Genomic DNA, 14538 nt, shown 5'->3' with positions numbered 1-14538 from the left:
CTCAGGCGCACAGGGTGGCGAACGCCGACCACAGCAGCGGCGAGTGCTCGATGGTGCGTTCGGTGCGCCAGGCGTGCAGTCGCTCGCGCTGCCATGCCGCGAGGGCCGCGACCGGGTCCGGCTGCTCGTGTGCCGCGTCGATGGCGCAGATGGCCTGCTGCAGCGGGTGTTCCGTGGCCGGCGCGCCCGCGACGCGATGGAAGGCGAGGTCGGTGGGCAGCGGCCAGCGGCTGGCGGTCACCAGCTCGGCGCCGCCGTTGATCATCGCCGCGGTCAGTCCGAGCGCCTCGGTGAAGCGCAGGTCGCCGCCGCTCTCGCAGGCGATCAGGGCGACCCGGCTGGGAATGGGCCAAAGGTCGCGGCCGTCAGCGGGTTCCGCGGTCAGGGTGTGCGTGCCGAGCAGGAAGTCCTTGGCGGACAACGGGCGATGGGTGCGGTGCGGGACGGCGAAGCCGAGCGTGTCCGCGGTGCAGGCGAGATGGAGTTCGGCGGCCTCGCTCCGGCCGGATTCGGGCGGCGCGGCGGTGACGTGGCCGACGTAGATCAGGCGGCTGGCGCCGTCGCGTAGCGCCGTGCTCAACCAGGTGCGGTCGATATCGGTCCGGCGGAAGGCTTCCGTCGGGTCGAGTACCGCTGGGAGCAGCCGATTTCGCGCCGCGTAGCCGGCAACCCGCTGGGCGAGTGGGGCATCCGCGGGCATGCGGCCGAGCACCGAGCCGAGCAGGGAGTCGGCACGGAAGCCGGGGATGCGCGGATCGAGCACGGCGACAACGGGTCCGCCGTGTGACTCGGTCCAGCTGCGGGCGACGCGATCCGGCGCGTGCACGAGGCCGGCCGGCGCGAGCAGGCTGACGTCGGCGATGTCGATCAGCCGGACATCCGGCCCGGGGGCGAGGATCTCCCACGGGACCTGGGCGACGCGCGGCGACGGCTGGAGCCGGATGTGCGGGCGGACGCCGCGCCGATACAACTCGTAGAGCTGCGCCGCCAGCGCCTGCGGCAGCAGCGCGCGGGAAAGCGCCTGGGCGATCAGGTATTCGGCGTGCGGGTCGGTGAAAGCCCCGGTGGTCATGGCGCGTTCGAGGCCACCCGGCTCGGCGGGCTGCGGCAGCGCGTCCGACAGCCGCCGCACCGCCGCCAGCACCGGCTCGCCCGGCAGCATGGCGGCGCCGCGTGGCGCGGTGTCGCCGGCCCAGCGCCAGGACGTGTACACATCTCCCGCGTCCGCCATGCGGACCACGACGGTCGGTTGTTCCCGCGTCATACCGTCAACACCCGATCGTCCCGGATCAGCCGGCCGTAGCGTTGCTCGGCGGCAGCGATGTAGGGGGCCAGCGCGATTCGGCCCTCGGCGGCGAGCTCGAGGCGTGGCGGCGGCGAAACCGGCAGCCCCGCACCGGCGGCGACCTCGGCCAGCGCCGCGCCGAGCTGGAGCGCGGCCGCACCGGGGTGCTCGGCGAGATCGGCTGGGGGATCGAGGAGTTCGAGCGGCAACCGGGTGGCGTGGCCGTCCTCGGATCGGTCGATGTGCAGTGTGGTTCCCGCGCATTGGGTTTCGATCAGGTCCGCCAGCAGCAACCCGTCCCCGGCCAGGTAGGCGAAGCGGAAGGCCAATCGCATGGCGGGATCGGCGATCTGGCGGTTCCACTGGTCGCGCTGATTGCCGTTGGGGAAGGTGTAGCGCACGGCGTCGATGGCGAGCGCGGCCGGCACCGCGATGCCGACCGCCTGGGGAAGCAACTCGGGGGAGTCGGCGACGACGCCTTCGAGCAGCGACGCGTGCCAGTAATCGAGTTGGGCGCAGTGCAAGCCGAGGCCGCGCTCGGCGTACGCGCCGAACGCCTCGGCGAGCAACGCCTCGCACTCCTCTGACCGGCCGCTCTTGAAGGCCACGGTGGCCAGGCGCATGCGCAGGTCGGCGGCGTCGAGCACGGCGCCGGATTCGACGAAGCAGGCCAGGCTGCGCGCGTAGAGATCCTGCGCCTGAGTGAGGTCCGCGCGGCCCTCGGCGAGGAATGCCATGGTCTTGAGCCCGATGCCGGCGCGGTAGCCGAGACCGGCCTGCTCGAAGTACCGCTGGCTGGCGTGCAGCGGCGCTTCGGCCTCGTCGAGGCGGTCGGTGCGGACCAGCATGGTGGCGAGGTTCTGCTGCGTCTCGGCGACGGCGTTGCGGTCGCCCGCCGACTCGAACGCGGCCAGGGCCTGCCGGGCGAAGTCGACGGCGAGGTCGCGGCGTCCGGTCTCGAAATACGTTGCGGCCAGGTTCATCAGCGGGTGCCCGGCCAGCTGCGGGGCGAAACGCCGAGCCGCGTCCAGGGATTCGGTCGCGAGTTCGGCGGCGTAGGCCCAGTTCTGGCGGTGCAGGGCGACGGCGGTCAAGGACAGCAGGCAGGCCACCCGCAGTACGCCCTGGTCGGTGACGTCGGCGAGCAACTCGCGGGCCTGCTCCAATGCGGCTTGGGCCTCGTCTAGTTCGCCGAGATGCTGCAAGGCTTGGGACATGTTGACCAGCGTGTTCGGCCGCAGCTTCGGCGCGTCCTCGGGCATGGCGGCGAGTGCTTCGCGGTACAGGCTCAGCGATCTGGCGTGGTCGCCGAGTTCGTCCGCCATGCTGGCCGCGTTGACGATGGCGCCGATGCGGACGTCGCCGGTGGTGGTGCGGGCGGCGTCCTCGAAGACGCGCAGCGCGCCCGCGGTGTCGCCGCGGGTGTAGGCGTCGGCGCCCGCGGCGAGGAGGGCACGGCCTTCATCAGGTGTTTCGACGGTCATCTCAGAAGTCCGAATCAGAAGCGGCGGCGGCGATTTCGGCGAGCAAGGGGGCGTCGTCGGTGGGGTCGGCGGCGCGGCGCAGGCGGGCGGCGGCGAAGTCGCGAAGCTGTTGGCGCACCGCCGGGTCACTGCGCTCGGCGTCGCCGACGCCGGGGACGTAGATCTCGACGGACACAGCGGATTCCGCGCCCTCCGGCGCGGGCACCTCGGCGATCCACACGTCACCGGCCGGTGCCAGCGCCGCCTTGGCGGTGCCTGCGGCCGTGCGCACCAGGGCTTGCGGATGAAGGTGGGCCGGAACGCTGCGCTGCGGCATGGCGACCACGCGCACTACCACGGTCGTGATTCCCGCCTGGCGCACCACCTCCCAGGACACCGCGTGCTCGGACGCGTCGAGCAGTCCGGGCGGGCAGCGTCGCCAATCCCAGCCGCCGCTGCCCCTGGCCAGCACCATCGCGCCCTGCGGTACGGAGGTCGCCGGGCCGGCCGCGAGCGCGTAATCCTCCGCGCGGCCGCGACCATCCGGCAGGCCGACGGTGTACGGCGCGGCCACGTCGACGGCCTCGTCCGCGCCGTCGACGATCATCTCGCACGCCTCGGCCAGCGTGGCGATCTCGTCCAGCAGCAGCCGATCATTCAGCGGCGCAATGTCATCGATGGTCGATGCGGGCCACCACCGCGCCGCCCAGTGCGCGTAACCCAGCCGCCACGCGCTCGCGACCAGCTCCGGTAACCCGGGCGCGACGATGAGTTCGCCGGATTCGCCGCCGTCGAGCGCCAGCGCGATCTCCTCGCCGTAGACCGCCCACAGCCATTCCTGGGCGAGCTTCACGTCATCGAGCACCGCGGCCGGAATCGGCTGCTCGTCCAGCAGGCTCCAGGTCAGATGCCCGCCGGCCGCCTCGAGCACCAGCACGTCGAGCGCTGCCGCACCGTCGAGAACGGTCGGCGCACCGTCGGGCGCGACGACCCACAGCCCGTCGGCCGCCTGCCGAATCCGCACCGTCCCGCTCATCAGCTCGCCCTCGATTCCGTCGAATCCGATTCGGCCGCACTCGCACTCAGCGCCTGTTTGACCCGCGTCCGGTGATCGAGGATGACCGAGCGCGCCACACCGTCGAGCAGATCCCACAGTTCGTCCGGGTCGTACACCGCGAACTCCCGGACATCGCGCCCGTGCAGCCGGACCCACAGCCGCCGCAGGTACGGCCGCCAGGGCGTGCCCAACTCGGCCGCGATCGCGGCCAGCGGCCCGGCCGGCGGGGACTCGGTGCCGGCCTGCACCGCCAGCCGCCGGGCCTGCAGCACGTACGCCTCACGCTGCCAGCGGCCGTTGATGACGCGGTGCGCGGTGGTCGCCGGTGTACCCGGTAAAACTGCCACACCGAGGTCCGAACGTGGACGGCGAACCGCCGTGCCGATCGGTGCGAGTCCGTTGGCGAGCGCGACGCCCGCCGTCGCCGCCACCCGCAGCGTCTCGTCCAAAAGCGCCCACGGCGAGCAACTCCGGGCGATCTCGGTGGCCACCAGCTCCGGAATCGGCGGCAGCTCAGCGCGTTCGCTGGAGGCCTGTAGTGCCGTGAACACCCGCTCGTACACGGTCCGATCGAACGGCAGCCCCAGCGTGGATTTCGCGGCCGACGCACCGACCGCGGGCGGTTGCGGCAGGGGATGCGCGGTGAGCCCCAGTTCGGCTGCGGAGTAACCGGTTCCGGCCCGCCACAGCCGAATGCCCGCGTGCGTTCCCGCGTGCGCGCCGATCAGTTCGTCCCACGCCGCCTGCCCGTTGTCCCGGCCCTGGTCCAATCGGGCAGCGGCACAGGCCTCGAGCAGCTCGGCGAACGTGCCGGTGTGATCACCGCCCGCCGGACCGGTCAACGGCCGCCGCCGCCACGCGACGTCGATCAGCGCGGCCAGCTCCGGAGTCCGGTCCGCGACATACTCTTTCAACGCCTGCGTGGTGCGACCCGCCGCGTACTCGTGCACGTCACGCAGCGTCGCCTCGGCTACGGCTCTGTCCCGCAACGGATCCGGCATCCCCGAGGTCGTCGCCAGCTCGAAACAGCGCTGAAAGTACAGATCCTGCGGATGCCCCTCGGTGATCCGCAGCGCCCGCCGCACCTGCTTGAGCACGGTGAACCAGGCCGCCGTCGCACGCAGCACGTCCGCCGCGGCGTGCACCCGCGCGGCCAGCAGCACCGCGCCGTCGGCGGTCACGATCGGCCCCGCGCACGCCGGGTGCTGGACCGGCCGGATCACCAGCGGATCGAGGATCAGCTTCACCGTGCGGCGCAACGGCCCGCCGTGCGGACCGCTGAGCGGTTCCACGCCGTCGAGCTTGCGCCACACCTCGTCGAGCACCATGGCGCGCGGTCGTCGCATTCGACCAGGTTAACGGACTTTTGTCCGATTCGACCCGGCCAAAACCTGGGATCGGTAGGACGCGAACCGTTCCTAGGTTTCTCGTATCGGCCCAGACACCCGGGCCGCCGAACCCAGGAGAAACCATGAACACCAAGTCCGTCACCGCCGCCCTCGTCGCCTCCGCCGCCGCGGCCGCCTGCTTCCTCACCGGTTGCAGCGACAACGCGAGCAGCACCCCGCCCAAGACCTCGGCCGCCACCGCCGCCCCGCAGACCGGCTCCGCGCCGTCGGGCGCCTCGACCGCGTCGGTCGACGGCAAGGCGTTCGACGCCAAGTTCACCACCACCTGCGCCAAGCAGGGCAGCACGCTGGCGCTCGCACTGACCGACGCCGCCAACGCCGCGTACGGCAACCTCTCGGTGAGCGCCACCATCACCGGCACCGACACCGTGCAGGCGGTCGGCATCGCGGGCACCAAGGGCGGCGACGCGGGCCAGCCGTACGCGATCGGCTTCGGCAACGGGATGCCCGGCGGCTCGGCCACGCTGACCAAGGACGGCAACACCTACAAGGTCACCGGCGAGGGCGTCAGCGCGGATCTGACCAACCCGCTGGCCGGCCCGAAGTCGTCCAAGTTCGACGTCACCTTCGCCTGCTCGACCGTCGTCGGCGGCTGAATTGTCTCCGGCCCGCTCGGGTTCGCCCGAGCGGGCCGACAGCGCAGGCACCACCTTTCGAACAATCGAGGAACATCATGAAATCCGTCCGCTGGATCACCGCCGCGCTCGCCGCACTGGCCATCGGCTACTACCTCTTCCACGGCTTCACCTACGTCAGCACCAGCGACTACGAGCCCGCCGCAATGGCCTGGGTCGGTTGGCAGATGGCGCTGCCGATCACCGCTCTCACCCTGGTCCCCATCGTCTTCGCGTTCACCGGCGAGGGCATCGTCGCGGCCTTCACCGGTCGCAACAGCGCCGAATTCCGGGACGGCCTGGTCGGTCTCGGCACCATCAGGTCGTTCGCGCAGACCGGCCTGACCGTCAACGACCAACCGCAGGTCCGCATCGAGTTCAGCGTCGAGGGCGTGGACGGGAAGAACTTCACCGCCGCCGCGAAAATGATTGTGCCGCTTACCGAATTGGCGCTGCTGCAACCCGGCGTGGTGCTGCCGGTGCGCTACCTGCCCGGCCGGACCGACAAGGTCGAGGTCGACATGTCCGGCGACCCGGCCGGCGCGCAGCGGGCGCTGAACGAGTCGATGATGCGCAAGGGCATCACCACCCGGCACAAGCTCGACATCGCCGAGCGCGGCGTCGCGGCTCAGGCTGTGGTGCAATCGCTTTCGGTGCCCGGCGAGATCCGCGACGGGCATTCCAAGATCGAACTCGGCCTGGTCGTCACCCGCCCCGACGGGTCCACCTTCGGCACCCGCGTCGAAAAGTTCCTCGCACCGAGCAGTGTCGGGCAGGTGCAGGTCGGGCGCATCCTGCGGGTGCACTACCTGCCGGAGAACGAGCACGAGGTCGTCATCGCCCTTGCGGTGAATGCCTAGCCCCACCGAATGCCGCGTTGATTCGAGCTTCTCGAACAGCGCGGCATTCTCGTGTGCGGTACGGAATACCCCGCTACATATTGGCGAAGCGCGCGAAATCCCCTTGGGCGCCGCTGTATACGTTCAAATCGGTGTTGCCCGCGATGCCGTCGATGCCGCCGCTGTCGGTGGTCTGCCAGAACGTCCAGGTGGGCCAACCGCCGGGCACCTCGGGTGCGTCGTTGCCGCGGTAGTCGGCGATCCACAGCGGGTAGCGGGTGAACTCGTCGGTGTCGGCCATGGCCGTCTTCCAGAAGTTCGGATAGGTGTAGACGATCGGGGTCCGTCCGGTCAGCGCCTGCACCGCGTTCAGGTACCGGTGCGTCCAGTCGATCAGCGCGGCGGGCGGCAGGCCGCCGGTGGTCTCCAGGTCGAGCACCGGCGGCAGGTCCAGCGCGCCGTTCTGGCCGAGCACCACCGCGGCGTACATGGCGGCCTGCGGTTCCGGCGGCAGGTTCGGCCTGGCGTAGTGATAGGTCCCGCGAGCGACGCCGGCCGCGCGCATCAGCAGGCTGTCCGCCACGAAGTACGGATTGATGTAGCTCACGCCCTCGGTGGCCTTGACCATGGCGAAGGCGTGACCGGACCGCTTCACCGCGAACCAGTCGATCAGCCGTCCGTCGATGTGCTGCCAGGACGAGACGTCCGGGCCCGTCGGGGTGGCCTCCGCCCGCGCGGCTAGGTTAGCCGCGAGGATGCCGGAAAGCGCGATCAGCGAGAGCGCCGTGCCGCGGCGACGGATGGTCGAGCTCCATCGAGAGGTGTCCATGGTGTTCGACGATAGCTATTTGATCTTCCTGTGACCAATGTTGCAGAAGGTGCAGTTGCGCAATATTTACCCGAATCCCGCGCTGACCGGGCTCAGCCGAGCCAATCGAGCACCGAGGCCGCCGTCCACGACTGCTGCATGCTGCCGAGCGGTTCCCCGGTGAACGGCTCGTAGTACTCGGCGAAGCTGCCGTCGCTGGCCTGGCGCAGGCCCTCGGCGCGCAGCATGAACGAGCGCTCGGCCCAGCCGCGCCGGGCGAACACCCAGGAGAACAGCCAGCTCATCACCGGCCATACCGGCCCGCGCCAGTACTCGCGGGAGCGGAAGTCGCGCGACACCGGCGAGGTGGACGGCGGTAGCGCGTAGCGCAGGTCCGGATGCCCGCAGAAGCGCGGCCCCTCGAACGTGCGCAGCAGGCTGCGTTCGGTGTCGCGGGGCAGCCCGCCGCACAGCAGCGGCGCGAACATGGACAGCGTCTCGGTGCTGATCCAGCGCTGCAACCGGACGTCGAAGTCCCTGGCCGCACCGGTTCTGGCATCGGCCGTCGCGACCACGCCGGCCCGGAACCGGTCGGCCCACGCGTACAGGTCGCGCACGTCGGCGTGCGGCTGCTTGTACTCCTCGCCGATGTTCGCGAGTACCTCGCAGGCCAGCGCGAAGATCCCGGTGACGAACACGTCCTCGACCGCGAAACTCATGGTCGAGGCCAACTGGTAGTCGTCGTAACCCGCCCGGCGCATCTGCTCGACCAGCCACAGGTAGCGGTCGTACTCGCGGTCGCTCGGCCGCTGCGTCGGATCGGCGACCACCCGCACGTCCTCGCGGTCGTACGGCGGCAGATCGCCGGGAATCACGTTCTCGTAGGCGCGGTCCCAGCGCGGCGAGTTGTCCATGCCGGATTCCCAGCCGTGATACAGCGTGATCCGCCCGGTCTCCTTGGGGTCGCGGGCGTGCGCCAGCCAGCGGTGCCAGCGCACCAGGTCCGGCCAGCGCCGGTTCAGGAATTCCTCGGCGACCGCGCGGGTGCTACGGCCGTGCCGCCGGGAGTGATCGAGAATGCGCTGCACCGCGATGGCGTGCACGGGCGGCTGGGTGATGCCCGAGGTGTCCGGGCCGTCGGGCGCGTTGGCGGCCAGCTTGCGGCACTCCCAGCGGGCCGGGCCGGGAAAGTAGCCGTCCACGCCGTTGGCGAAGACGATGTGCGGGATCATGCCGTTCTTCCATTGCGCGGACAGCAGCGTGTCCAGCTCGATCACGGCCCGTTCCACGCTCAGCGGGGCGAGCCCGACCGCGACGAACGCGGCGTCCCAGCTCCACATGTGCGGATACAGGCGCGGCGCGGCACTGGTCATCGTGCCCAGGTCGTTGCCACGCAGCAGATAGGCGGCGCGGGCCGCGAGCTGTGTCGGAGTGAAACCCGGGTGTGCCATCCCCCTATTCTGCGATGTCACCGGCAAGTACGCCCGCTCAGCGGTGTCCGACTCGGCCTGGTCCCACCTGCCGGTGGGTGGCTCGTGCTCGGCGGTTCTCACGCTCGAATGCCCCGTCCATAATTCGCTGCTCGAGATTGTTCGTTCAATGTATGCGTGCATCGCTCGGCTTTCGCGGGCTATTACGGTGGGGCTCATGACCAATGCCGTGACCAGCTCCCCGAAGCCGACCGCGCTGATCACCGGAGCCAGCCGCGGCCTCGGTGCCGCCATCGCCCGTGAACTCGCGCCGACGCACGACCTGCTGCTCGGCGCCCGCTCCGCCGACGCGCTGCGGGACATCGGCAACGAACTGCCCGAGGCGGTCGGCTGGCCGGTCGAGCTGACCGACTACGCCGCGGTGGCCGCGGCGGCCGAGCCGATCCGCCGGCTGGACGTGCTGGTGCACAACGCGGGCATCCAGGACCTGGCCTCGATCGCCGAGTCGACCGTCGATCAGTGGCGAAACACGTTGGAGGCCAACCTGATCGCGGTGGTCGAGCTGACCAGGCTGCTGTTGCCCGCGCTGCGCGCCGCCGGTGGGCACGTGGTGCTGATCAATTCGGGGGCGGGGCTGCGCGCGAACGCGGGCTGGGCCTCCTACGCGGCCAGCAAGTTCGGGTTGCGCGCGTTCGCCGACGCGCTGCGGCTGGAGGAGCAGGCCCTGCGGGTCACCTCGATCCATCCCGGCCGCATCGACACCGATATGCAGCGCGAGATCATCGCGCAGGAGGGCCGCGAGTACCGGCCGGAGCAGTTCCTGCGCGCGGAGACGGTGGCCGGCGTGGTGCGCCACGCGATCGAGACGCCGCGGGACGGGCATCCGACGGAGATCGTGCTGCGGCCCACGTCGAGCTAGCCGTCGCCCCGGTGTGCGCAACGGTTCAGGTTGTGGACAGATTCGATCGGTAGCCTGGCGCTGTTTGTGCACCGTCGCGCCGCGTGCGGGGACGGTTCGTTCGACCAGAGTTAAGGGTTCAGAGCAGTGGATAGACGCCGGATGTTGATGCTTGCCGCGGGTACCGCGGTCGCGCTGGCCGGGTGCGCGGTCGCGGAGGGAGATCCGATCACCAGTGGGTCGGCCGGCAGCGGCCCGCTCGCACCGCCGCGCCCGCCCCTGTTGCCGCCGCCGCCCGGCGGGCCGAAGACGCCGATTCCGGCCGCGACCATCACCGCGCTGCCCGGGCCCGGCACCAGCATGGCGCTGACCGTGGACGACGGGGCCAGCCCAGAGGTGGTCGGCGCGTACATCAAGTTCGCCAAGGACACCGGGGCCCGATTCACCTTCTTCGTGACCGCGTACTACGACTCATGGGCGATTCACCGGGACGTGTTGCGCCCCTTGGTCGATGCGGGTCAGATCCAGCTCGCCAACCACACCTGGGATCACCCCGACCTGACCAAGCTGTCGGCCGGCGCGGTCGCCGATCAGCTGCAGCGCGCGAAGGCATACTTGCACAACAACTTCGGCGTCGACGGCGCGCCGTACTACCGCCCCCCGTTCGGCCGGCACAACGCCACCGTCGACAAGGTGGCCGCCGATCTCGGCTACACCGTGCCGACCATGTGGTACGGCTCCCTCTCGGACTCCGGTGTCATCACCGAGGACTACCTGATCGAGTGCGCCCGCAAGTACTTCCACCCCCAGACCATCATCATCGGCCACGCCAACGCCCCCGCCGTCACCCACTGCTACGGCCAACTGGTGGACATAATCCGCGAACGCAACCTGGCCATGGTCACCCTCAACGACGTCCTCCTCCCCCCGCACTGAACCCACCGCACGCCCCCACCTTCTCTCGAGCTGACGAGCTGGAGCGAACCATCGCCCCAGACCAAGCGACAGATAGGTTCGCCCTCGCACACCTATTTCGTCCTTCACACACCCCTCAACCGTTCAACAGGTATGCGAAGGATGAAGCAGGTTTGCGAAGAAGTCTCGATAACGCAACCACAGCCAGATGACCACGCTGGAACTCGACGCCGCGTGCTCGACGTGCGCCTAAAGCCGGGTACGGCAGGCGACGTGCTCAGCACTACTTCAGTGAAAACCTGGGTAGGTCTTCAGTTTTCTCGTCAGGTCGGGTTGGGACATGCCGGGGGTCTACCTGGCGAGTCAGGTACACCTGCTCCCCGAGATGATCGATAGTGCTGAGCACGTCAGGCGGGGTCCCCGACCTACTCACGCAGTTGGCATGGGCAATGCGGAAGTTCCAGCGTGGTCATCGGGTTGTGGTCCGGTTCAAAGAGGCTCGGGAAGCGAGGTGCGTCGAGTGAGTGGTTTGGTCACCGCCGTGGGGCGCGTGGGCGGTTCGATCAACGAAGAGGGTGAGCATCGGCCCCGCTCATCGAGTCGAGTCAAAAGGTCGTTCGTGCTCATCGAGTCGAGTCAAAAGGCTGCTGTTCAAGATCATTCAGCGACCTTTTGACTCGGCTCGATGGTGGTGGGTTCAGGCGACGATGTTGATCAGGCGGCCGGGGACGACGATCAGTTTGCGGGGGGCGGCGCCGTTCAGGAGGGCGGCGATCTTCTCGTCGGACAGGGCGGCCGCCTCGATTGCCGCGGTGTCGGCGTCGGCGGGGACGTGAATTCGGCTGCGTACCTTGCCGTTCACCTGAATCGGGTATTCGACCGACTCGTCGACCAGCAGCGCCGGATCGGCCACCGGGAACGGGCCGTGTGCCAGTGATGCGGTGTGCCCCAGCCGTTCCCACAGTTCCTCGGCGATGTGCGGGGACAGCGGCGCCAGCATCAGCACCAGCGGCTCCACCACGGTGCGCGGTGCGCCGTCGGGGTAGGTCTTGGTGAGGTGGTTGGTCAGTTCGATGAGTTTCGCGCCTGCGGTGTTGTCGCGCAGCGCGGCCAGATCCTCGTCCACGCCCGCGATCGTCTTGTGCAGCAGGCGCAGCGTCTCGTCGGCCGGCGCGGCGTCGGTGACCCGCACCGCGCCGGTCTCCTCGTCCACCACCAGGCGCCAAATCCGTTGCAGGAAGCGGTGTGCGCCGACGACGTCCTTGGTTGCCCACGGCCGCGACGTGTCCAGCGGGCCCATGGACATCTCGTAGAAGCGGAAGGTGTCCGCGCCGTACAGATCGCACATCTCGTCCGGCGAGATGGCGTTCTTCAGCGACTTGCCGATCTTGCCGTACTCCTGGTTCACCGGGATCTCGGTGCCGGTCGGGTCGGTCCAGAAGAACTTGCCGTCGCGCTCGACCACCTCGGCCGCCGGAATGTAGGCGCCGCGCTCGTCGGTGTAGGCGTAGGCCTGGATGTAGCCCTGGTTGAACAGCCGCCGGTACGGCTCGTACCCGGACACGTCGCCCAGATCGAACAGCACCTTCTGCCAGAACCGCGCGTACAGCAGGTGCAGCACCGCGTGCTCGACGCCGCCGACGTACAGGTCCACGCCGCCGGGGTCGTTCGGGCCGTGCTCGGCCGTGCGCGGCCCGAGCCAGTACTGCTCGTTCTCCTTGGCGCAGAACGCTTCCGAGTTGGTCGGGTCTGCGTAGCGCAGCTGATACCAGGAGCTGCCCGCCCAGTTGGGCATGACGTTGGTGTCGCGCCGGTAGCGCTTCGGCCCGTCGCCGAGATCCAGTTCGACGTTCACCCAGTCGGTCGCCTTGGCCAGCGGCGGCGACGGCTCGGAGTTCGCGTCGTTCGGATCGAAGGTCACCGGGGCGAAGTCGTCCATGTCCGGAAGCCGTACCGGCAGCATGGATTCCGGCAGCGCGTGCGGCGCGCCGTCCTCGTCGTAGACGATCGGGAACGGCTCGCCCCAGTAGCGCTGCCGGGCGAACAGCCAGTCCCGCAGCTTGTACTGGATGGTGCCCTTGCCGTGACCGTCGGCCTCCAGCCGGGCGACGATCGTCGCCTTCGCCTCCTCGATCGAAAGTCCGTCCAGGTAACCGGAATTCACGATCGCGCCGTCGCCGGTGTAGGCCCCGGCGCTCAGGTCGCCGCCCGCGACGACCTCCTTGATCGGCAGGCCGAGCGCGGTGGCGAAGTCCCAGTCGCGCTGGTCGTGCCCGGGCACCGCCATGATCGCGCCGGTGCCGTAGCCGCTCAGCACGTAGTCGGCGATGAAGATCGGCATCGGCTCGCCGTTGGCCGGGTTGGTGGCGTAGCTGCCGAGGAAGACGCCGGACTTCTCCTTGTTCTCCTGGCGCTCCAGATCGGACTTGGCCGCGATCGACTTGCGGTAGGCCGCAACGGCATCCGCGGGGGACGCGCTGCCCTCGCCGGTCCAGCGGGCGTCCGTGCCCTCGGGCCAGGCCGCCGCGGTCAGCCGGTCGACCAGCTCGTGCTCGGGCGCGAGCACGACATACGTCGCGCCGAACAGCGTGTCCGGACGGGTCGTGAAGACCTCGATCTGTTCGCCGTTCGCGTCGAACCTGACCTGCGCACCCCGCGAGCGCCCGATCCAGTTGCGCTGCATGGCCTTCACGTTCTCCGGCCAATCCAGATGATCGAGATCGTCGACCAGCCGGTCGGAGTACGCGGTGATGCGCATCATCCACTGCCACAACCGCTTACGGAACACCGGGAAGTTGCCGCGCTCGCTGCGGCCCTCGGCGGTGACCTCCTCGTTGGACAGCACCGTGCCGAGACCGGGGCACCAGTTGACCATCGAATCGGTCTGGTACACCAGGCGATACGAGTCGAGCACGGCCGCGCGCTCGGCGGCGGTCAGCGCCGCCCAGTCCTTGCCGTCGGGGGCGGGCCGGGCGCCGGAGGCGAACTGGTCCTCCAGTTCGGCGATCGGGCGGGCCCGGTTCAGCTCCTGGTCGTACCAGGCGTTGTAGATGCGCAGGAAGATCCACTGAGTCCAGCGGTAGTACTCGGGATCGGTGGTCGCGAACGAGCGCCGCCGGTCGTGCCCGAGCCCGAGCCGATCGAGCTGGCGCTGCATGGTGGCCATGTTCGACTCGGTGGTGTCGCGCGGGTGCGCGCCGGTCTGCACCGCGTACTGCTCGGCGGGCAGGCCGAACGCGTCGTAGCCCAGCGCGTGCAGCACGTTGCGGCCGTGCATCCGGTGGTACCGGGCGAACACATCGGTGGCGATGTAGCCGAGCGGATGCCCGACGTGCAGACCGGCGCCGGACGGGTACGGGAACATGTCCTGCACGAACAGCTTGTCCGCGGGAGTGGCACCGGCGAGCGGACCGACCGGATTCGGCGCGTGAAAGGTCCCGCGCTCGCTCCACGTCTGCTGCCACCGACGTTCGATGCGGCCCGCGAGCTCCGCGGTGTACCGGTGCTCGGGTACATCGCTATCGGTTGCACGAGTGTCCTGCACGGTCCTGCCTTCTTGTGATCGCCGATCCCCGACAAACTTCGTCTATCAGGGTAGAACGTGCGGACCGCAGTACCGAAAATCGGGCTGTGCTCACCGGCTCGCCGCGTCCGCGTCCGGGACGAAGTTACCCGCCCGTCGGGATGGGACTGCGCCGCACCGGCTTCGCGTGCCCCGTGGGTTGTCGTTCCCATCCGAGCGGTCCCAACAGTGCGTTTGGTTGCTACGCCTGCCGCCCGGCGTCGCACAGTGTGGAACACGCCTGTCCGACGTGGTGAC

At 69.7% G+C, this 14538-nt stretch carries 11 protein-coding genes; 4 read left to right on the top strand and 7 right to left on the bottom strand.

Annotated features, from left to right (window positions below; all coding sequences use genetic code 11):
* Nucleotide 1 precedes the first annotated feature (1 nt).
* The 4 genes from ACFYO1_RS23550 to ACFYO1_RS23535 are packed head-to-tail and all read right to left on the bottom strand — an operon-like array spanning nt 2 to nt 5133.
* On the bottom strand, nt 2-1264 hold the full coding sequence (locus tag ACFYO1_RS23550; protein WP_387234629.1) for a CHAT domain-containing protein: 1263 nt from the start codon (nt 1262-1264) through the stop codon (nt 2-4).
* A complete protein-coding gene (locus ACFYO1_RS23545; RefSeq protein ID WP_387234626.1) occupies nt 1261-2769 on the bottom strand; it encodes a tetratricopeptide repeat protein in 1509 nt (502 codons plus the stop codon). Before ACFYO1_RS23545 ends, ACFYO1_RS23550 begins: the two co-directional genes overlap by 4 nt.
* A gap of 1 nt (nt 2770) precedes the next feature.
* Nucleotides 2771-3784 (bottom strand): hypothetical protein, encoded by a 1014-nt coding sequence (locus ACFYO1_RS23540; RefSeq protein ID WP_387234623.1) that lies wholly within the window; start codon nt 3782-3784, stop codon nt 2771-2773.
* Nucleotides 3784-5133: a hypothetical protein gene (locus ACFYO1_RS23535; RefSeq protein ID WP_387235345.1), complete on the bottom strand. Its 1350-nt coding sequence runs from the start codon at nt 5131-5133 to the stop codon at nt 3784-3786. Before ACFYO1_RS23535 ends, ACFYO1_RS23540 begins: the two co-directional genes overlap by 1 nt.
* A gap of 143 nt (nt 5134-5276) precedes the next feature.
* On the opposite strand from ACFYO1_RS23535, the gene ACFYO1_RS23530 reads away from it, so the two are divergent.
* Nucleotides 5277-5810 (top strand): lipoprotein LpqH, encoded by a 534-nt coding sequence (locus tag ACFYO1_RS23530; RefSeq protein WP_387234620.1) that lies wholly within the window; start codon nt 5277-5279, stop codon nt 5808-5810.
* A gap of 74 nt (nt 5811-5884) precedes the next feature.
* Nucleotides 5885-6688: a hypothetical protein gene (locus ACFYO1_RS23525; RefSeq protein ID WP_387235343.1), complete on the top strand. Its 804-nt coding sequence runs from the start codon at nt 5885-5887 to the stop codon at nt 6686-6688.
* Nucleotides 6689-6761: 73 nt separating this feature from the next.
* On the opposite strand, the gene ACFYO1_RS23520 is transcribed toward ACFYO1_RS23525, so the two are convergent.
* Entirely contained in the window at nt 6762-7496 is a 735-nt protein-coding gene (locus ACFYO1_RS23520) for a glycoside hydrolase family 25 protein (RefSeq protein WP_387234617.1), read from the bottom strand.
* 92 nt (nt 7497-7588) lie between these two features.
* On the bottom strand, nt 7589-8926 hold the full coding sequence (locus tag ACFYO1_RS23515) for a glycogen debranching protein (protein ID WP_387234615.1): 1338 nt from the start codon (nt 8924-8926) through the stop codon (nt 7589-7591).
* A 196-nt stretch (nt 8927-9122) separates the two neighbouring features.
* Between ACFYO1_RS23515 and ACFYO1_RS23510 the strand changes: the two genes are divergently transcribed.
* Both ACFYO1_RS23510 and ACFYO1_RS23505 read left to right on the top strand, forming a co-directional pair.
* A complete protein-coding gene (locus ACFYO1_RS23510) occupies nt 9123-9824 on the top strand; it encodes an SDR family oxidoreductase (RefSeq protein WP_387234612.1) in 702 nt (233 codons plus the stop codon).
* Between the two features lie 141 nt (nt 9825-9965).
* A complete protein-coding gene (locus tag ACFYO1_RS23505; protein ID WP_387234609.1) occupies nt 9966-10739 on the top strand; it encodes a polysaccharide deacetylase family protein in 774 nt (257 codons plus the stop codon).
* A 676-nt stretch (nt 10740-11415) separates the two neighbouring features.
* On the opposite strand, the gene leuS is transcribed toward ACFYO1_RS23505, so the two are convergent.
* A complete protein-coding gene (gene leuS, locus ACFYO1_RS23500; RefSeq protein WP_387234606.1) occupies nt 11416-14262 on the bottom strand; it encodes a leucine--tRNA ligase in 2847 nt (948 codons plus the stop codon).
* Nucleotides 14263-14538: the final 276 nt, after the last annotated feature.

Source organism: Nocardia sp. NPDC006044 (genome assembly GCF_042871115.1).
GTDB lineage: Bacteria > Actinomycetota > Actinomycetes > Mycobacteriales > Mycobacteriaceae > Nocardia.
Note: the sequence above shows the minus strand (reverse complement) of the source record. Positions and strands in the feature narration are given on the sequence as shown.